The organism is Rhizobium sp. BK602, from assembly GCF_014195095.1.
GTDB lineage: Bacteria > Pseudomonadota > Alphaproteobacteria > Rhizobiales > Rhizobiaceae > Rhizobium.
In genome coordinates, this window is the sequence record NZ_JACIBC010000003.1 from 1 (window position 1) to 20,108 (window position 20,108).

Here is a 20,108-nt window from a genome sequence, read left to right on the forward strand (position 1 = left end):
GGCTCGGTCGGCGTCATCTACCGGCAGTTCTCGGTGACGATCGTCTCGGCGATGATCCTGTCTGTCATCGTGGCGCTGATCCTGACGCCGGCGCTGTGCGCGACGATCCTCAAGGCGCCCGAGCACGGCGCCAAGCAGCGCGGCGCCTTCGGCTGGTTCAACCGCAATTTCGAGCGCGCGACGCTGCGTTATCAAAGCGGCATTCACGGCATGATCCGCCGGAGTGCCGCCTTCCTGCTGATCTTCGTGCTGATCGGCGCCGCCGTCGGCTATCTGTTCAACCGCCTGCCGAGCTCGTTCCTGCCGGACGAGGACCAGGGCACGCTCATGACCAGCGTCCAGCTTCCGGCCGGCGCAACCGCCGATCGGACCGAAAAAGCTTTGCGGCAAATCACGGACTACTATCTCCAGGATGAGAAGGATTACGTTCAGGGCGTCATGGGTGTCGTCGGCTTCGGTTTTGGCGGCCAGGGCCAGAATGTCGGCCTGGCCTTTGTCAAACTGAAGGATTTTGCCGAGCGCAAGACGCCGCAATCGAAGGCGCAGGCCATTGCTGGCCGCGCGATGGGCGCCTTCTCCAAGATCAAGGACGGCAGTGTTTTCGCAATGTCGCCGCCGGCCATTCCCGGCTTCGGCAACAATAGCGGCTTCGACTTCTATATCAAGGACACAAATGGCGCAGGTCATGCGGCCCTGATCGCCGCCCGCAACCAATTGCTCAGCGCGGCGGCCAAGAGCAGCAAGCTCAGCGGCACCCGTCCCAACGGGCAGGAGGATACCCCGCAATATTCGGTCGACATCGATGCGGAAAAGGCAAGCGCGCTCGATATCACGCTGTCGGATATCGATACGACGCTGTCGACCGCCTGGGGCGGCACCTATGTCAACGACTTCATCGATCGTGGCCGCGTCAAGAAAGTCTATGTCCAGGCCGACAAGAATTTCCGCATGCAGCCGGAGGATTTCGGCCGCTGGTATGTCAAGAACTCCGATAGCAGCATGGTTCCCTTCTCGGCCTTTGCGACCGGAAAATGGACCTATGGCTCACCGCGTCTCGAGCGCTATAACGGCTCGTCCGCGGTCGAAATCCAGGGTTCCGCCGCCGCCGGCATCTCCTCCGGCGACGCCATGAACGAGATCGACAAGATCATGGCCTCCCTGCCGCCCGGCTTCAGCCACGAATGGACCAGCCTGTCGGCCCAGGAGAAGCTCTCCGGCAACCAGGCGACCCAGCTCTACGCCATCTCCATCCTCGTCGTCTTCCTGGCGCTCGCCGCCCTCTATGAAAGCTGGTCGATCCCACTCGCCGTCATGCTGTCGGTGCCGATCGGCATCTTCGGCGCACTGCTCGCCGCCACCCTGTTCGGCCAGTCCAACGACGTCTATTTCAAGGTCGGCCTGCTGACCACCATAGGGTTGGCGGCCAAGAACGCCATCCTGATCGTCGAATTCGCCATCGAGCAGCAGGCGAGCGGCAAGGATCTGGTGCAGGCGACGCTGGAGGCCGCCCGCCAGCGGCTGCGGCCGATCCTGATGACCTCGCTCGCCTTCATCCTTGGCGTCATGCCGCTCGCCGTCGCCAATGGTGCCGGCTCCGGCAGCCAGAACTCGATCGGCATCGGCGTCATGGGCGGCATGATCTCGGCGACCGTGCTGGGCATCTTCTTCATCCCGCTGCTCTTCGTCTCCGTCCGCCGCGTCTTCAAGGGCAAGGTCGGGCCGACGACGACAGCGGTGGATGCAAAACCTGATCCGGCGGGCTGAGGGCCTCTCTTGGCCTGCCGCCTGTCTCTCAAACGATCACATTCAAAGAGAAGGGATTTCATGTCCGTCCTTCATTCGACGTCGTATGCCGGCCCGATACGCCGGAGATCGAGGCTCATTCCGCTGGCGGCGGTGCTTCTCTGCACCTCGGTGCTCACGGGTTGCGTCGTCGGACCGGATTATGAGAAGCCGACTGTTGCCATGCCGAGCCATTGGAGCCGCCAGGCTTCGTCCAAGCAGGGGGCCGCGCCCGATCTCTCGCAATGGTGGAAGCAGCTTCGCGATCCGACCCTGAATGCGCTGATCGAGGAAGCCGTCCAGACGAATCTCGACGTCGCAACGGCAAAGGCGAAGATTCGCGAGGCGCGCGCGACCTATCGCGAGCAGAAGGGCGCGCTTCTGCCAACGGCCGAGGCAACGGCTTCGGCGACGCGCAACCGAACGGCCGCTTCCGACGGCAGCGCCGCCAGCATCTATAGCGAATATCAGCCGGGCTTCGACGCAAGCTGGGAGCTCGATCTGTTCGGCGGCAACAAGCGCTCCGCCGAGGCGGCGCGCCGCGGGGTCGAAGCTGCCGAAGAGGATCTGCGCGATACGCTGGTGACGCTGGTGGGCGATGTTGCCACCTATTATGTCCAGGCGCGCGAATATCAGGCACTGCGGGATCTGGCCCAAAGGACGGCTGTCTCGCAAAGGAAGACCGCCTCGCTCACTCAGGAGCAATATAAGGCGGGAACGGTGACCGCCGTGGATGCGGCCAATGCCGACGGCCAGGCGAGCAGCACCGAAGCGGACATCCCGAGCTATCAGATATCCTATGTGGAGGCGTTGCATAAGCTTGCCGTGCTTCTCGGCAAACCGCCGGCGGCTCTGGACGAGCGCCTGAAGAAGACGGCGCCGATCCCGCAGCCGCCCCTCAAGGTCTCCACTGGCATTCCGGCGACGATATTGACATCGCGGCCCGATGTCCGCCTCGCCGAGCGGCAACTCGCGCAATACACCGCGAAAATCGGGGTCGCCGAGGCGAACCGCTATCCGTCGATTTCACTGACCGGAAGCATCACCTCGTCCGCCACCGACATCGCCGATCTCGGCCGCAAGTCGACGATCGGCTGGTCGTTCGGCCCGACGGTGACCATACCGATCTTCCAGGGTGGCCAGTTGAAGGCGGCCGTCGACGTCGCCAAGGCGGAGCGCGATCAGTATTATATCGCCTATCAGTCGGTGGTCCTGACCGCCATGCAGGATGTCGAGGACGCCATCGTCTCCCTGACCCAGGAGAAACTGAAGAATGCAAAGCTTGCGGCATCCGCCGCATCCTATCGCAGGGCATCGGCACTCTCGCGGGAGCTGAACAAGGCCGGCGCGACCGACTTCCTCGATGTTCTCGATGCCGAGCGTTCGCTCTATAGCGCTGAAAGCTCGCTCATCCAAAGCAAGGCTTCGATCGCCACCAACTATATCTCCCTCAACAAGGCGCTGGGCGGAGGATGGGACGGCGAGATCGACAGTTCGACGCCGGTCGTGGCCGACAAGATGGGACCGGCCCGCATTCGCTCATCCTTCTGACGGGCCGGTCAGCGGCGTTCTCATGGCCAGAGCAAGTCCCGTTCCCAGGCGCTGTTGGAATTTGCCCGTTGGAACAGCAGTCTCTTGTGCAGCCTGTCGGTTGCGCCCTGCCAGAATTCGATCCGCGTAGGAACCACGACATAGACCTGCCAGGCGGCGCTCGTCAGATCCGGGTTCTGGTCGATGCGACCGCGGGAAGCAGCCATGGCCTTGTCGACAGATGAGGGGTGGTCGAGACGTTCGCTTTGCCGTTCAAGCAATACGCTGGCGCGGGCGTCGGGCGATCGCGCCAGGAAATCCTGATGGCATATGGCCTCGTCCAGCGCTTTCGCCTTGCCGCGAATACGCACCTGTCGGCCGAGCTTCTGCCAGTAGAAGGTCAGCGCCACGTCCGGCCGCACATCGATCTGCCGGCCCTTCGGGCTTTCGGAACTGACGGCGAAATACCAGCCGGTATCATCGACATTCTTGAGGATGAGAACTCTTGCGTCGGGATGTCCGTCGGCGTCGACTGTCGACAAGGTCATGGCGTGCGGCTCGGCGATATCGGCGGCGATGGCGGCCTCCAGCCAGTCGAGAAAAAGAGCCTGCGGCGGACCGCCGGCATCCGAGAAATCGACCGGTACGAACGGGCCTTCAAGTGCCTTCAATCCGCGCAGTCGTTGCCTGACCGTATCAAATGCTTGCATGTCTTTGATTCTCCTTGGTGATGAAGGTGCCGTGATCGATATCGCTGGAAAGATCCGGCAGGGTGAGGATGTCGACCAGTTTCGGGACATTGAAATCGGCCGTGGGATCGACGCTGCCGACGAGGATCGTTTTCAGACCTGCGTTGCGCCCGCCCGCAATATCGGCCTTGGGGTTGTCTCCGATCATGAAGATCGCTTTTTCAGGCGCGATGCTGTCAAGCACATGCTCGAAATAGGCCCTGTTCGGTTTTTCGAGGCCGACCTGGCCGGAGGAGAAGGTCTTCGAAATCCGGTTCGCCAGACCAAGCGCTGTGATGATCCCATCCAGCTCGGGCGCGAAATTTGACATCACGACATGCCGCCAGCCCCGCGATGAAAGGACATCCAGTGTCTGCGTCGCGCCTTCCATGCATGTCCATTGCCGCGCATCGAGATAGACAGAGCGGGCCAGAACGGCCGCCTTTGCCGCCAGTTCGTCACTGAGACCAAGCGTTTTCAGCGCGCTTGCCGAGACCGATTGCAGATTGTCCCACCAGCGATCCGGACGGCCGGCGAAATCATGGCGCAGTTCCCTTTGATGCCATGGAAAGCCGCCGCCGAGATGGGGCCGGATCTCATCCTCGCTCATGGCAAGCTTGGGGTCTAAGAGGCGGACGGCCTTCACCAGCGCACCGGTGAAGCGACCCGGCCTCATCGCTAGCGTGCCCTCGAAATCCCAGATGATGGTCCGTCCTGTCTCTGCCATGTGGTTTCTTTCCGTCGATTGCGGTGCGCTATGAGTCAGGCTATATTGGTCTAGACTGCATATCAATGGTCTAGACCATTTATTAAGGGATCGATGTGACATGACCGTGACGCCCGCCGACCGCAACGCCGCGAGCTTCGCGAAGGCCGACGGCGCCGGACCTCTCTGGCAACGTGTCGCCACGTCGATCCACGCCAAGATCCAGGCCGGGGAGTATGGTCCCGGCGTGCAATTGCCCCCGGATCGTCAGATCGCCGCCGATTACGGCGTGAGCCGTATGACCGTGCGGCAGGCGCTTGCCGCGCTGGAGAAAAAGGGAACCATTCGCATCGAACACGGCAACGGCACCTTCGTCAGCGAGGACCCGGTGCCCTATGCCATCGGCAAGCGCGTTCGCTTCGACGAAAACCTCAACAGCGCGGAACTGTCGCCGGACCGCCGGCTGCTGCGCTGGCGGCTGATGGAGGCCGATCCGGAGATTGCTGCCGCCCTTGTACTCGCCGTGCATGTTCCGGTGATCGAAATGACCATCGGCGCCTTCGCGAATGAGCGGCCGATCGCGTTCGGTAACCGCTACTGCTGTGCCAGCCGTTTCGCCGGCTTTGCCGAGGCCTTCCAGCAGGATCGTTCCTTTTCGAAGGCGTTGAGACGTTACGGAGTTGAGGATTATTTGCGCAAGAAAACGGAGATCATCGCCCGGATGCCGAGCGCTGAGGAAGCCAAGTTCCTGCGGCAGGCGCGAACTTTGCCGGTTCTTGCCTATACCGCTCTGGACGTGGATGCGAAGGGGGAGCCTCTCTCCTATTTCGACGGCTGCTTTGCGGCTGAACGCGTCAAGATCGTCGTCGATCTGCCCGCCGAGGGATAGCGCTTTACCCTATCCCATCTATGCCGTATCGATCTGCACGAAGTGGCCTGGCGCGCACTCATGATAGACGCGGCTGGGCGGGTGGTAGTCCAGCGGCCGGATCGGGCTCTTGATCTCGTCGGTCAGGGCCGCAGGCAATGTGCCGCGCCGCGTCGGATCGGGCTGTGGAACGGCCGCAATCAGGCGCTTGGTGTAGGCATGCTGCGGATTGTTGAAGACCGAGGCGCGGGGACCGATCTCGACGATCTCGCCGAGATACATCACGGCAACGCGATGGCTCATGCGTTCGACAACGGCCATGTCGTGGGAAATGAACAGGAACGCGAGCTTCATGCTCTCCTGTAGGTCCAGCATCAGGTTGGAGACTTGTGCCTTCACCGAGACGTCGAGCGCCGAGACCGCCTCGTCGGCTATGATCATCGCCGGTTCGAGCGCGAGGGCGCGGGCGATCGAGATGCGCTGCCGCTGGCCACCGGAGAATTCGTGAGGATAGCGGCTCGCCATGTCGGCCTTGAGGCCGACCTTCTCAAGCAGTTCGGCAACCCGGTCGCGGGCAGCTTTGCGATCCATGATCTTGTGCGCGAGGATCGGCTCGCCGACCGCCGCCCCGACGGTGATGCGCGGGTTGAGCGAGGCGAAGGGGTCCTGGAAGATCATTTGCGCGATGCGGTAGGCCTTGCGCTGCTCGCGGCCGGCGGCGTCGGCGACATTCTGTCCGTCGACAAGCACCGTGCCGCTCGTCGGCCGGATCAGGCGCATGATCGCGCGTCCGGTCGTCGACTTGCCGCAGCCGGATTCACCGACCAGCGCCAGGGTTTCACCGGCATGGAGATTGAAGGAGACATTCTCGACGGCGTGCACCCTGCCGGCCAGCCGCCCGAGGCCCGCCGGAATATCGAAGCGGACCGAAAGGTTGCGGACATCCAGCAACGGTTTGCCGGCATCGACGGTCGCGGGCATCTCCATGGCGGGCGCGGCCGTTCCGGTGTCGGGGTCGATGACGGGAAACCGCACCGGCCGGGCGCTGTCGCCCATGGAGCCGAGCCGTGGGATCGATGCCAGCAGCGAACGCGTGTAAGGATGCTTCGGGGCGGCGAAAACCTCCTCCGTCGAACCGGTCTCGAGCACGTCGCCGCGGAACATGACGACGGTGCGGTCGGCGACCTCGGCCACCACGCCCATGTCGTGGGTGATGAAGAGAACGCCCATGTTCTCCTCGGCCTGCAATTCGCGGATCAGATGCAGGATCTGCGCCTGGATCGTGACGTCGAGAGCGGTGGTCGGCTCGTCGGCAATCAGCAGCTTCGGCCGGCAGGCGAGCGCCATGGCGATCATCACGCGCTGGCGCATGCCGCCGGAAAGCTTGTGCGGATATTCCTTGAGGCGCGATTTCGCCGAGGGGATGCGCACTCTCTCCAGAAGGCGAACGGCTTCCGCCTCGGCCTCTTGAGAGGACATCGCCCGGTGCAGTATCAGCGCCTCGGCCAACTGGTTGCCGATGGTGAAGACCGGATTGAGGCTGGTCATCGGCTCCTGGAAGATCATGCCGATGCGATTGCCGCGTATATCGCGCATTGCGGCTTCCGGGAGTGTCAGGAGATCGCGGCCTTCGAAGAGGATGCGGCCTTCGCTGCGTGATTTTCCCGGTGGCAAGAGCCGCATGGTCGACAGGGCCGTCACGCTCTTGCCGGAGCCGGATTCGCCGACGATGGCAACGGTTTCTCCCTCGGCCACGCTGAGCGAGATGTCCCTGATGACCGGGCGCCAGCCTTCCTCCGTGCGGAAGGAGGTGGTGAGACGATCGACCTGAAGGATCGGGCTACCTGCGGGTCCCGTCAGGTTCTGTTTGTCTGCGGTCATCGTCACACCTCCTTCGACAGGCGTGGGTCGACGAGATCGCGCAATCCGTCGCCGAGAAGCTGGAGGGAAAGGACGGCGAAGACGATGGCAAGGCCAGGGAAATACATCAGCCAGGGCGATGCGTTCATATATTCGCGTCCCATCGCCAGCATGGTGCCCCAGGTGGGCATGTCCGAGCCGACCCCGACGCCGAGAAAGGAGAGGCTGGCCTCGGCCAGCATGGCGGAGGCAAAGATGAAGCTGCTCTGCACCAGGATGGGCGAGGCGAGATTGAGCAGGATATGGCGCAAGAGGATCTGCCAGGTCGGCAGGCCGAGCGTCTTGGCCGCTTCCACATAGGGCAGCTCGCGCAGCACGAGCGTGGATCCGCGCACGACGCGGGCGAGCCGCGGCGCGTAGGTGATGCCGAGCGCCAGGATGACATTGGCGAGCGACGGGCCGAGGGCCGCGACCAGGGCGATGGCGAGCAGGATGTCGGGAAAGGACATCATCGCATCGAGAAGCCGCGATATCGATGCGTCGAGCCGCCGGAAATAGCCGGCGCAGACGCCGAGCACGATGCCGAGCGCCGTTGCCAGAAGCACGACGCCGGCGCTGACGGCGAGCGAGATGCGTGCCGCATAGATCGCGCGGGAAAAGACATCCCTTCCGAATTCGTCGGTCCCGAACAGATGGGCGAGCGACGGCGGCTTCAGCTTGTTGGCGATCGACAGCTTGTTGGGCGCATAGGGCGCGATCCAGGGGGCCAGGATCGCGGCCAGAACGATGACGAGCAGGATGACGGTGCCGAACAGGATCGCCTTGTTGCGCAGGATGCGGCGCGCGCGGCGCAGGAAGGGAACGGCCGCCATCACAGTCGCACCCTCGGATCGACGATGACATAGAGCATGTCGACAATGAAATTGATGAGCACGTAGATCACCGCCACGACGAGAAGCGTCCCCTGAATGACCGGATAGTCGCGCCGCAGGACGGCGGAGACGACGAGGCTGCCGATCCCCGGCAGGCCGAATACGGTTTCCGTGACCACGGCGCCGGATACCAGAAGGGCGATGCTGAGGCCGATCACCGTGATGATCGGGATGAGCGCGTTCTTCAAGGCATGTTTGAGCACGACGGTTCGCTCGGCCGCACCCTTTGCACGGGCGGTGCGGATATAGTCGTCGCCGAGCACGTCGAGCATGGCCGCGCGGGTAAAGCGGGTGATCAGGGCGGAATTGACGATGCCGAGCGCGATCGCCGGCAGGACGAGATGACCGATACGCTCGAAGAAGCCCGATTCAGGGCCGCCATATCCCGAAACCGGGAACCAGCCGAGGCTGACGGCGAAGGTCTGGATGAGGATGAGGCCTAGCCAGAAGCTCGGAACGCTGGCCGCGACCATCGTAATGCCGACGACGATCTGGTCGAAGAGCGTTCCGCGCTTGTAGGCGGAGATGATGCCGACCGGCAGCGCGATCGCCGTGGCGATCAGGATCGAGAACAGCGTCAGGAAGAAGGTCGGCTCGGCACGGGCGGCGAGCGCCGTCGTCACCGGCATGTTGAGGAAGATCGATTGACCAAGATCCCCGCGCACCGCATGCGCGAGAAACGAGACATATTGCTGGATGAGCGGGGCATTCAGCCCCAGCCTCTCGCGCAGTTCGGCGATGTCCTGGGGCGTGGCGTCCGCCCCAAGCATCACGGCGGCCGGATCACCCGGGGTGACGCGCACGATCAGGAAGACGACGGTGGCCAGCACCAGCAGCACGGCGAGGATGCCAACCAGCCGGCTGGCAAAAGCCCGGATGATATTCGACATGGCGCGCTCTTACTGCCGGGCTTCGACGTTCCAGAAGGTCGGCCAGTAATGCGGCACATAGCCGTTGACGCCCTTGGCAAGACCCGACAGCGCATTGAAATTGCCGGCCTTGAACAGCGGAGCATCGTCATAGAGCGTCGTCTGGATGGTTTCCCAGGCCTTCTTCTTTTCGTCCGGCGTCACGGCTGCGAGATAGGTGGCGACCGCCTTGGTCTTGGCCTCGGACGTGTACCAGCCGGGATAGCTGTCCGAGATCGTGTTCAGCGTCGTGGGATCGCCCGGGAAGTTGCTGTGGGTGATGAAGATATCCCATTGCTTCGGATCGGCGCGGCGGGTCGTCAGTGTCGCCCAGTCCGTCACCTGCAGGTCCACCTTGAAACCGGCGGCCTCCAGATAGGCCTTGGCGACCTCCGCCATCTTGTAGTGGAACTCGTACTGGCGCGAGGTCAGCAGCCGGATGGGCGTGCCGTCATAGCCGGCTTTCTTCATCAATTCGGCCGCGGCGGCGGGGTCGCCTTCGCCATAGCGGGCAACACCGGCTTCGGTGTGCCAGAAGAAACCTTCGGGATAATAGGCGCCGTCGACCTTGTAGAATTTCTCGTCGGCGAAGGCCGCCATCATCATGTCGGTCGGATTGAGCGCCACCTGAACGGCGTTGCGCAGATCCTTGTTGGTCAGCAGACCTTCCTTCATGTTCATGTTGAGGGAGACCCAGCCGCTGGACGGCATGACGACGGGAGCGGCCTTGTCACTCGCCGCGATGCGGTCATAGGCGCTGAAGGGCAGGGAGTCGGCGAAATCATACTGGCCGGCGAGCAGGCCTTCGACCCGGGTATTGGCATCCGGCACCGGAACGAAGCGCAGTTCGTCCGCAAGCGTCTCGCGCTTGCCGGCATAGTTGCTCGGCTCCCCGTCGGGAGACTTGTAGCCCTCGAAGCGGACGAGCTGGATATATTGATCGGGCTTGCGCTCCTTGAGCTTGTAGGGGCCGGTGCCGACGAATTCGCTCAGAGTGTCGGCGATCTTGGTCGCCGGCATGATGATCGATGCCTGGGAGAGGGTGGCGACGAGCGGCGAATAGCGCGATTTCAGCTTGATGGTGACGGCATTGTCGCCGTCGGCGGCGATGCTGTCGACGACCTGGGCGACCTGCTTGCCCTTGGAGTTGATCTTCAGCCAGCGTTGCAGCGAGGCGACGACATCGGCGGATGTCATCGCGCTGCCGTCATGGAAGGCAACGCCCTGGCGCAGAGGGATCTTGTAGGTCAGCCCGTCCTCGGAAATAGACGGCATCGCGGCGGCGAGCAGCGGCTTTGGCTGCCATTCGGCATCGAACGTATAGAGTGTTTCGAATATGTGCTGGCTGATAGTGCCGACGAGATCGGTCGGCGTCAGCATCTGGTCGAGCGTCGGCGGCTCGCCGACGGTTGCGATGGTCAGGACGCCGCCCTTGTGACCCTCGGCCACAGCCGGCCCGGTCATCGCGAGCAAGAGAGCGGCCGCGCCGGCCGCCAGAAGTGATGCTAATTTCATTTCGTTCCCCTTTTTTGGCCTTGTTTGCGGCCGGATTTCTTATGAACAGACGGGCATGCTTGTTTCGTCGCCGCAGCAGCCATTGCCGAAGCCCCGGTGCTCCTCGAACGGCCGGCGCGCCAACTCCATTTCGCGGCCGGCGAGATAGACGGCGACGGGCGACAGCAAGCGTGTTCCGATGCGCGAGAGGTCGCGAACGTCGCGGAAGGTGAAGCTGCGCGCCGTTTCCCTGAGGATGGTGATGTCCGCCGGCGCGCCGACGCCGAGATGGCCGAGTTCGGGCCGTTGCATGGCAAGTGCCGGCCGGTTGGTGGCCATGGCGATGACCTGCGGCAGCGGTACGCCGCAGTTCAAAAGCTTGCTCATCGTATGCAGGAGGTCGAAGGCCGGGCCTTCGATGCTGATGACATGAACGTCCGAGGAAATCAGATCGGGCAGGAACCCCGCCGCGATCGCGGCTTCCGCGCTCTCGAAGGAAAAGGCGCCCATGCCGTGGCCGATATCGAAGAGGACCCCGCGGGCGCGGGCTGCCAGGATTTCCGGAAGCAGCCGGCCGCTAGTGTCGAGCGCCGAATTCGGGCTCGGGCGATAGCAATGGGTGAGAATGTCGCCCGGTCGCAGCATCGAGACGACATCGGCATAGCTCGGCGGCGGGCCGCCAATATGGGCCATCAGCGGCAAGCCGACGGCTTCGGCTGCCTCCAGAGCCAGCTCAAGCGCGCCGAGCCCCAGATCGCCGGTCGCCGGGCCGCCGATGCGCACCTTGACGCCAACGATCCTGTCGCGGTTCGCCTCGATCTTGGCGACGCAGCGGTCGATCGGCAGCATCTCGCTCAAGGTGGCCTCGCCGATGAACAGCCCCTTGTCGAAGCCGAAGATGCCGGGGAAGGAAATGTTGAGATAGGCAAGGATGCGATAGGGCGATGCGCGCATGACGAAATCGCGCAGACCGTCGTAATTGCCGGCGCCGGCACTACCCGCATCGACCAGCGTCGTCACCGCCGAGCGCCGCGCCACGAAATCCGGATCGACGCCGAGCGACGTCGCCTTGTGATAGACATGGGTGTGGATGTCGATCAGGCCCGGCACCACCAGGGCGCCGGCGACATCGCGGACGTTGCTCGCCGTTGCGGCGAGGTTCGGCCCGACAGCGGCGACCATGCCGTCGAGAATGGCGATATCCGTAACCTCATCCAGCCCATTGCGCTCATCGATCACTCGGCCGTTCGCGAGCACGAGATCGTAATCGGGGAGGAGAGCTGGCTTTTGCATGGATGCGGATCACTCTTCTTCGTTTCGCCTCTGGATGTCTGCTCGCGGCGCTACGGCCGCCGTCACCAGCGTTCAAACCGCGCAAGGAAACGTAAGAGCGCATTTCCTATGAGTCAATGCGCAATTGCGCAAATTTTGTGTAATGAGAAAATTGATCATATATTGCGCAATCCGCACCGGAATGACTGCCATACTGCCGCTTTGCTATGCGGGATCTCGCATCGGCTAACCTATACGGATAATTGTCGTTATCCGCCGAAAAGCCTATGGCGCGAATGGCTGAATCTGCTATTTTTGCGCAATTGCGAGAATTGCGGACCGTTTTGAGTTCGCCATGATTGGAGAAGCCTTTGGAAAGCCAGGCGTCGAAGCGCGTAAACCAGGCGGATATTGCCCGGCTTGCCGAGGTATCGGTCAGCACCGTGTCGCGCGCCTTATCCGGGCAGATGGGCATGTCGGCGGAACTGCGCGAGCGTATCCGCCGCATCGCCGACAATCTGGGCTATGCCGAAGCACTCCGTTCCGCTGCAACCGAGCATGCCGTCGTGTATCTACCCATGCATCCGGTCAACGGGGGCCTGCATCCGATCTTCCAGGAAATTCTGGAAAGTGCCCGCGCGACTGCGGAGCAGGAGGGATTGGCGCTCTATCCCAAGCTCCTGCCGGAAGGTGCCGTCGACCTTGCCTGCGTCGAACGCAACCGGGAAACCCATGGCACCAATGCCGCCATCATGTTCTACACGAACCCGTTGCCGGAGGTTGCCGACTATTTTCAGCGCGAAGGTTCCCTCGTGCTCGTGAACGCCGTCGATATGGACATGCGCTTCGATAGCGTGATTGCCAACAACTATGCCGGAGCCCGCCTCGCGACCCGTGCGATGATCGAAAGCGGCCACCGGCGGCTTCTTTTCGTGACCGGCGATCTCCGCCATCCCTGGATGGAGCGCGTGCGCGGCTTCAGGGATGCCGTCGCGATGGCTGGCGATGTCGAGGGCGAGGTTCTGGAAATCGGGCATGATCGCTACGAGACGGCACTATCGCGGTTCGCGGAAATCTTCGGCCGCAAGGAGCGGTTGCCCTTTACCGGCATTGTCTGCGTCAACGATCTGACGGCGACGGGCGTCATGCAGGCGGCCAGCGACCACGGGCTCAGCATCCCCGATGACGTCTCGGTTATCGGCTTCGAGGGCATGGCCTTCGCGGAAATGACGACGCCACGCCTAGCGACGATCAGCGTCGATCGCGCCGCCATCGGCGTCGAGGCCATCCGGCTTCTCAAGCGACGGATCGCCGATCCCAGAGCCGTGCCGCAACAGGTGCAGCATGGCGTTACCTTCGTCGCGGGCGGGACGATCGGCTCGCTTGGACAATAGCGCGTGAGCGCATGCGCTGTTCCTGTCGCCGATGCGGCGCATGCGGGCGCGCGTGAATAAATCCTTGTTGCCGATCATGGTAAGCTCGGCATGCGAAGTTGAGCGAGAGGTCATGCGATGACAGCCGTGCCACGCCCCATGCCGACCGAGGCGGCCATTTTGCGTTTCCTGGAGGTTTGCGATTCCTTCTACCCGCCGGATGCCGTGAGCGCTTCCATCGAGCAGCAGCGGCAATGGTACGACGCGCTCTGCCGCCATTTCGACCTGCCGTTGCCCGAGGGCATGCGGACGGAAGACCGGGTCGTGATGAACCGCATCCCGATCCGGCGCTATCGTCCGGCGACGCTTCGCACCGCGACGTGCCTGCTCTATCTCCACGGCGGCGGCTTCGTGGTCGGCTCGCTCGAAAGCCATCATGCGATCTGTGCCGAAATCGCCGAAGAGGCGGGCGCCGAGCTGATATCCGTGGACTATCGCCTGGCGCCGGAACATCGCTGGCCGGCGCAGACGGATGATTGCTTCGCCGTTCTCAAGCAATTGATCGCCGCGGGAAAGACCGTGGTGCTGATCGGCGACAGCGCCGGCGGCAATCTGGCGGCCGGTCTGGCGGTCCGCGCCAAGGAGGAGGAGCTTACCGGTATCGTCGGCCAGGTTCTGATCTATCCCGCGCTTGGCGGCGATCTTGTGTCCGGCTCCTATCAGGAGATGGCGGAGGCGCCGGGACTGACGACCGCCGATGTCGGCTATTATCGCGCCATTCTGCAGGCGCCGTCGGATGATCCCGTCGCCGCACCTCTTGTCCAGGCCTCATGCGCGGGCTTGCCGCCGGCCTTCATCACCGTCGCCAATTTCGACCCGCTGCGCGACGACGGCCGCAATTATGCGGCAAGGCTGGCACAGGCGGGCGTCGAGGTCTGGTTCCGTGAGGAACCGCAGATGGTGCATGCCTGGCTGCGCGCCCGCCATATGAGCGACGGCGCGCACGAGGGGTTTAAAGCCCTCTGCGACGCCGTCAGCCGTTTTGCCGGATCGAATTGATCACATCAGATCGCGCGGGATACGCTTTTCCTCGAAGACTTTCCTGAAGACCTCGGTCTCGCCTTCGAAGGCGGTGACGGAGGCGCTGATGACCCAGTCGGTCGCCGTGCAGGAAATCCTGGATGTCGATACGGTACGGACGAACCATCCAGGCCGCTGCATATCGCAGGTCCAGGTGGAGGTGCCGGTCATCGACAAGGGATCGTCCGGCGCGATCGACCAGACCTCTTCGCGCAATTGCCGAGTGGAAAGGCCGGTTCCGGGATGTTCGAAAAGCCCGGTATCCTCGTGAATCTGATAATGGGTCCGGTTGGCGGCGAGATCGCGGAGGACCTGGCGCTTCGTCGCAGCCGGCGCATGCTCGATATAGGTCGGTAGCGGATCGGGGTTATCCGGCTGCTTGATGTCGATGATCTCATGGTCTCCGAGTTTCGGCAGGGCCAGGCCGATCGAGGCGATGTCGATCGTCAGGCCGGGATCGCTCGGCGGCGGCAGCACTGTCGGCCAATAGGCCGTCGACAATGACAGGCGAATGCGATGGCCTTGCCGGAAACGATAGCCGCAGGCATCCAGCGCCAGCCTCACCGTGACGCGTTCACCCTTCGGCATGGGCTGCGGTTGCGCGTTGCCATTCCTGTGGGCGAGATTGAGCACACCGAAGGAGACCCGCGTCGCTGTGCCGTCGGGATGGATATCGACAAGCCGGGCGCAAAGATTGGCCGTTTCGGCATCGCAGTGGAGCGAAAGGGTGATGACCGGGCGTCCCAGATAATCGTGGTCGCTGGCGAGCGGCGCGGTCTGGAAAATGAGCGAACTGGCATCGTCCAGGCGCTGGTCGATCGCCATTTCGGCGTCGGGCTTCAGCGTGAACCATTCGCCGGAGGCGGTTCCCGTATCCAGCGGCGAACGCAGATAGGCTGGATGTTCCGGTGCATGCGGGATCGGCATGCCCTCCATCAGCGTGCCGAACTGCTCGACATAGAAGCATTGCATCTCCGGCTGTTGCCAGTCCTGCTTGGCGATCCAGAAGCCCGGATCGGCATTGCGGCGCGGGGCGGGTCTGACGGCATCGAGAATATAGGCGCGTACCTGCGGCGCTTTTTCCGCGCCGTTGCGGTCGCCGCGCAGCCAGCGATTCCACCAGGCGATCGCTTCGCCGTGGAAATCGACGCGGGGCTTCGGCCAGGCGAAGTGCGGATACTTATGGACCCACGGGCCTATCAGCGCCTTTGCCGTGTCGCCGAGCCCCTCGACGGCCAGCAGCGGCGTGTTGCGGTAACCATCCGCCCATCCGGCAATGACGAGGGCGGGAATATCGAATTCGGCGAAATTCTCGCAGATCGAGCCATGCCGCCAGAAATCGTCGCGGCGCTGATGCTGAAGCCATTCCTCCATGAAGAACGGCTCGTTTTCCAGCCGGTGCAGCCACATGTCCCTCCAGCCGTTCCCGAGGATCTGCGGATCGGGAGCGCGGGACTGATAGGCAAGCATGGTGGCGGCCCAGGACAGTTGCGCCGAGAGATGGCAACCGTTCTTGTAGTGGATGTCGTCATTGTAGCGGTCGACCGTCGAGGCGATCGATATCACCGCCTTCAGCGCCGGCGGATGCAGGGCCGCGACCTGCAGGCTGTTGAAGCCGCCCCAGGAAATGCCCATCATGCCGACCGAGCCGTTCGACCAGGGTTGCACGGCGATCCAGGCGATCAGCTCGCAGGCATTGGCAAGTTCGAGCTCGGTATATTCGCCGTCGATGACGCCGTCGGACTCTCCCGAGCCGCGAATATCGACCCTGACCCCGGCAATGCCGGCGGCTGCGAAGACCGGATAGGTCGATTCATCGCGCGGGCTCGTTCCGTCGCGCTTGCGATAGGGCAGGAATTCGAAGACGGCCGGCACCGGGTCCTTGTCGGCACCATCGGGCATCCAGATGCGCGCCGCAAGCCGCGTGCCATCGGCAAGCGTGATCCAGTGGTTGTCGATGGTGGTGAAACTGCGCTCGGTCATGACGGGTTATTCCAGTATTGCGGGCATATGATCGCATATAGGGCGGTGAGGGGCGGATGTCCCAATGTCAGTTTCCGGCGCTCTCCATCCGCCTTGTCGTCAGCACTTTCTCCAGCCAGCCGATCTCCATTTCCGGAACCGATTTCAGCAGGAGATCGGTGTAATCGTCGAAGGGTGGCGAGAGCGCCTGGGATTTCGGGCCGAAGCGCACCAGCTTGCCGCGATGCATCACCGCGACGCTGTCGGCGATGGCGCGCACGATGGCGATATCGTGGGTGATGAAGATGTAGGAGAGCTGCGCTTCCTCCTGCAGCTTGAGCAGCAGTTTCAGAATGCCTTCGGCAACCAGCGGATCGAGCGCCGAGGTCGGTTCGTCGCAGAGGATGAGCTCCGGCTTGGCGGCAAGCGCGCGGGCGATCGCGACGCGTTGTTTCTGCCCGCCCGAAAGCTCGGCCGGATAGCGGTCGATGAAGCCGTTGCCCATCTCGATCTGATCGAGCAGTTCCTTTACCCGCGTCGTCTTCGCCGCGCCGCGCAGCCCGTAATAGAAGGAGAGGGGCCGCCCGATAATGTCGCGCACGGTCTGGCGCGGGTTCATGGCGGTGTCGGCCATCTGGTAGATGAGCTGGATACGCCTCAGCTCGTCGCGCGAGCGGTTTCTCAAGGCCGGTGTCAGCGGCTTGCCGGCAAAGGAAATCTGCCCTTCGTTCGGCGGCAGCAGCCCGGTGATGACGCGGGCAAGCGTCGACTTGCCAGACCCGGATTCGCCGACGATCGCCAGCGTCTGGCCTTTCGGCACATGAAGAGAAACGCCGTGCAATACCTTGAAACCATTCGAATATTGCGCACTAACATTCTCGACCTTCAGGAGCGCGCCGGATTGATCCGCCGCCTCCTGCCGCGCTGCCTGCCGAACATTGACGAGGGCGCGGGTATAATCCTGCCGCGGATCCTCGATGATCTGCTGGACGCTGCCATATTCCACCGTCTTGCCATGTCGGAGCACCATAATGTCGTCGGAGATCTGGGCGACGACGGCGAGGTCGTGGGTGATGTAGAGGGCGGCCGTATGCGTCTCCTCGATGGCGTGCTTGATGGCCGCCAGCACGTCGATCTGCGTCGTCACGTCGAGCGCGGTTGTCGGTTCGTCGAAGACGATCAGCTCGGGATTGGAGCAGAGCGCCATCGCTGTCATGGCGCGCTGCAACTGGCCGCCGGAGACCTGGTGCGGGTAGCGGTCGCCGAAGGTTTCCGGATTGGGCAGGCCGAGCACCCGAAAGAGATAGAGTGCGCGCTTCCTTGCCTCGTCCTTGGTCATCAGGCCGTGCTTGACGGAGGCTTCGATCACCTGGTCGCCGAGCTTGTGGGCCGGGTTGAAGGCGGCGGCGGCCGATTGCGCGACATAGCAGACGCGGGCGCCGCGAATCCTGCGGATACCGGATTTGCCGAGCGGCAGGATGTCGGTGCCGCCGAGCAATACCTGCCCGCCGGTGATTTCGGCGCCGCCGCGGCCATAGGCCAGCGCTGACAGGCCGATGGTGGATTTGCCGGCGCCGGATTCGCCGATCAGACCGAGCACCTTGCCTTTCTGGAGGTCGAAGGAGACGCCATCGACGATGGTGACGCGTTTCGGCGGTTCACCGGGCGGATAGCTGGTCGCTTCGATTTTGAGATCGCGAACGGAAAGAAGCTCAGGCATCGCCACGCCCTCCCTTGAGGCTGGCGGTGCGCTTCAAGAGCCAGTCGACCACCAGATTGACACAGACCGCCAGCGCCGCGATCGCGGAGCCCGGCACGAGAGCGGCGGAAATGCCGAAGATGATGCCGTCCTTGTTGTCCTTGACCATGCCGCCCCAATCCGCCGACGGCGGCTGGATGCCGAGGCCGAGGAAGGAGAGCGTAGACAGGAACAGGATCGAGAAGGCGAAGCGCAGGCCGAATTCGGCCAGCAGCGGCGACAGCGTATTCGGCAGGATCTCGCGGAATATGATCCAGATCTTGCCTTCGCCGCGCAGCTTGGCGGCTTCGACGAATTCCATGACCGCGACATCCAGCGCCACGGCGCGGCCGAGGCGGTAGACGCGGGTGGAATCGAGGATCGCCATGACGAGGATCAGCACGATCAGGTTCTGCGGCAGCACCGCCAGTACCACAAGCGCGAAGATCAAGGTCGGGATCGACATCATCAGGTCGTTGAAGCGCGAGAAGACCGTATCGATCAGCCCGCGCGAGACGGCCGCCGTGAAGCTCAGGATGATGCCGAGGGAAAAGGAGATGATCGTCGCGGCCAACGCCACGAACAATGTGGTGCGGGCGCCATAGATCAGCCGCGAGAGGATATCGCGGCCAAGATTGTCGAGGCCGAAGACATATTGCGCATCGGCCGGCTGCCAGACGTTGCCGACGACTTCCGTCTCGCCATAGGGAGCTATCCAGGGAGCGAAGATCGCGCAGATGAAGGCGGCGAGGATGCCTATGATGCCGACCCAGGCGGTGATGGGGATATCTCTCAATCTCATCGCGGATGCCTCAGGCGCGGGTTGGCAACGATCGCTAGGATATCGGCGATCATGTTGAGCAGGATGTAGACGGCCGCAAAGATCAGGCCGCAGGCCTGGACCACCGGCATGTCGCGCACGGTGACGGCATCGACCATGTACTGGCCCATGCCGGGATAGACGAAAACCACTTCGACGACCACGACGCCGACCACGAGATAGGCAAGGTTTAGCGCGACGACGTTGATGATCGGGGCCAATGCATTGGGAGCGGCATGTTTGACGATGGCGCGGAAGGCGCCGAGCCCCTTGAGTTCGGCCGTTTCCATATAGGCAGACGACATCACCGAGAGGATCGCCGCCCGCGTCATGCGCATCATGTGGGCGAGAACGACGAGCACCAGGGTTGCCGTCGGCAGGGCGATGGCCTTCAACCGATCGAGGAATGCCATGCCGTCATAGACGGTGGCGGGAAAGGTCGCGATCCCGAATTTGACCCCGAAGAACAGGATGAGCAGGTAGCCGATGAAGAATTCCGGCAGGGAGATCGCCGCGAGCGAGACGACGTTGATGATCTTGTCGGGCACGCGGTTCCGGAAATGGACGGCCAGCATGCCGAGCCCGACGGCCAGCGGTACCGAGATGAGTGCGGCGAAGCCCGCGAGGAACAGCGAATTGCCGAGCCGCTTGCCGATCTGTTCGCTGACGGAATTCTTGCTGGCCCAGGAGGTGCCGAAATCGCCTTGGACCGCGTTGCCGAGCCATTCGACATAGCGGGTGGTCACCGGCCGATCGAGGCCGAGATCGGCGCGGATATTGGCAACCGCCTGCGGCGTCGCCGATTGGCCGAGATAGGTGGTGGCGAAATCGCCCGGCAGCGCTTCCAGGCCGCCGAAGATCAGGATCGACACGGCAAAAAGCAGCACGAGGCTGAGCACGCAACGCTCGGCAATGAGGGACAACAGCGGAAAACGCTGCTTGAACCTCAATCCCGGCAGGATCGTGCTGGTTTGAAGATCGGACATGGGGGTGCCTCGCTGAAACGTCAGGAGGACCGCGAAGAGTGTCCGCGGTCCCGGTTCCGTTAGAGATGA

At 63.1% G+C, this 20,108-nt stretch carries 16 protein-coding genes; 5 read left to right on the forward strand and 11 right to left on the reverse strand.

The window, feature by feature from the left end; all coding sequences use genetic code 11:
- Both FHX11_RS10435 and FHX11_RS10440 read left to right on the forward strand, forming a co-directional pair.
- The coding region (locus FHX11_RS10435) for an efflux RND transporter permease subunit (protein WP_184357551.1) at window positions 1-1,764 on the forward strand (1,764 nt) is incomplete at its 5' end.
- Between the two features lie 60 nt (window positions 1,765-1,824).
- Window positions 1,825-3,333, forward strand: coding sequence for an efflux transporter outer membrane subunit (locus FHX11_RS10440; protein ID WP_184357552.1), 1,509 nt, complete (start codon window positions 1,825-1,827; stop codon window positions 3,331-3,333).
- Window positions 3,334-3,353: 20 nt separating this feature from the next.
- On the opposite strand, the gene FHX11_RS10445 is transcribed toward FHX11_RS10440, so the two are convergent.
- Together FHX11_RS10445 and FHX11_RS10450 are read right to left on the reverse strand one after the other, a co-directional pair.
- On the reverse strand, window positions 3,354-4,022 hold the full coding sequence (locus tag FHX11_RS10445; protein WP_184357553.1) for a pyridoxal 5'-phosphate synthase: 669 nt from the start codon (window positions 4,020-4,022) through the stop codon (window positions 3,354-3,356).
- Entirely contained in the window at window positions 4,009-4,767 is a 759-nt protein-coding gene (locus tag FHX11_RS10450; RefSeq protein ID WP_184357554.1) for an HAD-IA family hydrolase, read from the reverse strand. Before FHX11_RS10450 ends, FHX11_RS10445 begins: the two co-directional genes overlap by 14 nt.
- Before the next feature lie 100 nt (window positions 4,768-4,867).
- Between FHX11_RS10450 and phnF the strand changes: the two genes are divergently transcribed.
- On the forward strand, window positions 4,868-5,635 hold the full coding sequence (gene phnF, locus FHX11_RS10455; RefSeq protein WP_184357555.1) for a phosphonate metabolism transcriptional regulator PhnF: 768 nt from the start codon (window positions 4,868-4,870) through the stop codon (window positions 5,633-5,635).
- A gap of 18 nt (window positions 5,636-5,653) precedes the next feature.
- Here the strand turns inward: phnF and FHX11_RS10460 are convergent, their stop codons facing one another.
- From FHX11_RS10460 to FHX11_RS10480, 5 genes are read right to left on the reverse strand one after another with little or no spacing between them, the layout of a single operon-like run.
- Window positions 5,654-7,495 (reverse strand): ABC transporter ATP-binding protein, encoded by a 1,842-nt coding sequence (locus tag FHX11_RS10460; RefSeq protein WP_184357556.1) that lies wholly within the window; start codon window positions 7,493-7,495, stop codon window positions 5,654-5,656.
- A gap of 2 nt (window positions 7,496-7,497) precedes the next feature.
- Window positions 7,498-8,346, reverse strand: coding sequence for an ABC transporter permease (locus FHX11_RS10465; RefSeq protein WP_184357557.1), 849 nt, complete (start codon window positions 8,344-8,346; stop codon window positions 7,498-7,500).
- Window positions 8,346-9,296, reverse strand: a complete 951-nt coding sequence (locus tag FHX11_RS10470; RefSeq protein ID WP_184357558.1) for an ABC transporter permease — start codon at window positions 9,294-9,296, stop codon at window positions 8,346-8,348. The genes FHX11_RS10465 and FHX11_RS10470 overlap by 1 nt, the downstream gene beginning before the upstream one ends.
- 9 nt (window positions 9,297-9,305) lie before the next feature.
- Complete coding sequence (locus FHX11_RS10475; RefSeq protein ID WP_184357559.1) at window positions 9,306-10,829, reverse strand: ABC transporter substrate-binding protein; 1,524 nt, start codon at window positions 10,827-10,829, stop codon at window positions 9,306-9,308.
- Between the two features lie 39 nt (window positions 10,830-10,868).
- Window positions 10,869-12,101: an amidohydrolase/deacetylase family metallohydrolase gene (locus FHX11_RS10480; protein WP_184357560.1), complete on the reverse strand. Its 1,233-nt coding sequence runs from the start codon at window positions 12,099-12,101 to the stop codon at window positions 10,869-10,871.
- 350 nt (window positions 12,102-12,451) lie between these two features.
- Here FHX11_RS10480 and FHX11_RS10485 point away from each other — a divergent pair, with 350 nt between their 5' ends.
- Window positions 12,452-13,474: a LacI family DNA-binding transcriptional regulator gene (locus FHX11_RS10485; RefSeq protein WP_184357561.1), complete on the forward strand. Its 1,023-nt coding sequence runs from the start codon at window positions 12,452-12,454 to the stop codon at window positions 13,472-13,474.
- Window positions 13,475-13,591: 117 nt separating this feature from the next.
- Window positions 13,592-14,512 (forward strand): alpha/beta hydrolase, encoded by a 921-nt coding sequence (locus FHX11_RS10490; RefSeq protein ID WP_184357562.1) that lies wholly within the window; start codon window positions 13,592-13,594, stop codon window positions 14,510-14,512.
- Here FHX11_RS10490 and FHX11_RS10495 read toward each other — a convergent pair whose 3' ends face one another.
- From FHX11_RS10495 to FHX11_RS10510, 4 genes are all read right to left on the reverse strand, one after another.
- A complete protein-coding gene (locus FHX11_RS10495; protein ID WP_184357563.1) occupies window positions 14,513-16,516 on the reverse strand; it encodes a CocE/NonD family hydrolase in 2,004 nt (667 codons plus the stop codon).
- 67 nt (window positions 16,517-16,583) lie between these two features.
- On the reverse strand, window positions 16,584-18,215 hold the full coding sequence (locus FHX11_RS10500; protein ID WP_184357564.1) for an ABC transporter ATP-binding protein: 1,632 nt from the start codon (window positions 18,213-18,215) through the stop codon (window positions 16,584-16,586).
- Window positions 18,208-19,035, reverse strand: a complete 828-nt coding sequence (locus tag FHX11_RS10505) for an ABC transporter permease (RefSeq protein WP_184357565.1) — start codon at window positions 19,033-19,035, stop codon at window positions 18,208-18,210. The genes FHX11_RS10500 and FHX11_RS10505 overlap by 8 nt, the downstream gene beginning before the upstream one ends.
- Entirely contained in the window at window positions 19,032-20,039 is a 1,008-nt protein-coding gene (locus tag FHX11_RS10510; protein WP_184357566.1) for an ABC transporter permease, read from the reverse strand. The genes FHX11_RS10505 and FHX11_RS10510 overlap by 4 nt, the downstream gene beginning before the upstream one ends.
- Between the last annotated feature and the right edge of the window lie 69 nt (window positions 20,040-20,108).

Bases quoted from the DNA above. Each gene is read 5' to 3' on its own strand.
- FHX11_RS10510 (WP_184357566.1), bottom strand. From the start codon at position 20,039: ATGTCCGATCTTCAAACCAGCACGATCCTGCCGGGATTGAGGTTCAAG.
- FHX11_RS10445 (WP_184357553.1), bottom strand. From the start codon at position 4,022: ATGCAAGCATTTGATACGGTCAGGCAACGACTGCGCGGATTGAAGGCA.
- FHX11_RS10505 (WP_184357565.1), bottom strand. From the start codon at position 19,035: ATGAGATTGAGAGATATCCCCATCACCGCCTGGGTCGGCATCATAGGC.
- FHX11_RS10460 (WP_184357556.1), bottom strand. From the start codon at position 7,495: ATGACCGCAGACAAACAGAACCTGACGGGACCCGCAGGTAGCCCGATC.
- phnF (WP_184357555.1), top strand. From the start codon at position 4,868: ATGACCGTGACGCCCGCCGACCGCAACGCCGCGAGCTTCGCGAAGGCC.
- FHX11_RS10480 (WP_184357560.1), bottom strand. From the start codon at position 12,101: ATGCAAAAGCCAGCTCTCCTCCCCGATTACGATCTCGTGCTCGCGAAC.
- FHX11_RS10495 (WP_184357563.1), bottom strand. From the start codon at position 16,516: ATGACCGAGCGCAGTTTCACCACCATCGACAACCACTGGATCACGCTT.
- FHX11_RS10490 (WP_184357562.1), top strand. From the start codon at position 13,592: ATGACAGCCGTGCCACGCCCCATGCCGACCGAGGCGGCCATTTTGCGT.
- FHX11_RS10500 (WP_184357564.1), bottom strand. From the start codon at position 18,215: ATGCCTGAGCTTCTTTCCGTTCGCGATCTCAAAATCGAAGCGACCAGC.
- FHX11_RS10440 (WP_184357552.1), top strand. From the start codon at position 1,825: ATGTCCGTCCTTCATTCGACGTCGTATGCCGGCCCGATACGCCGGAGA.
- FHX11_RS10450 (WP_184357554.1), bottom strand. From the start codon at position 4,767: ATGGCAGAGACAGGACGGACCATCATCTGGGATTTCGAGGGCACGCTA.
- FHX11_RS10470 (WP_184357558.1), bottom strand. From the start codon at position 9,296: ATGTCGAATATCATCCGGGCTTTTGCCAGCCGGCTGGTTGGCATCCTC.
- FHX11_RS10465 (WP_184357557.1), bottom strand. From the start codon at position 8,346: ATGGCGGCCGTTCCCTTCCTGCGCCGCGCGCGCCGCATCCTGCGCAAC.
- FHX11_RS10475 (WP_184357559.1), bottom strand. From the start codon at position 10,829: ATGAAATTAGCATCACTTCTGGCGGCCGGCGCGGCCGCTCTCTTGCTC.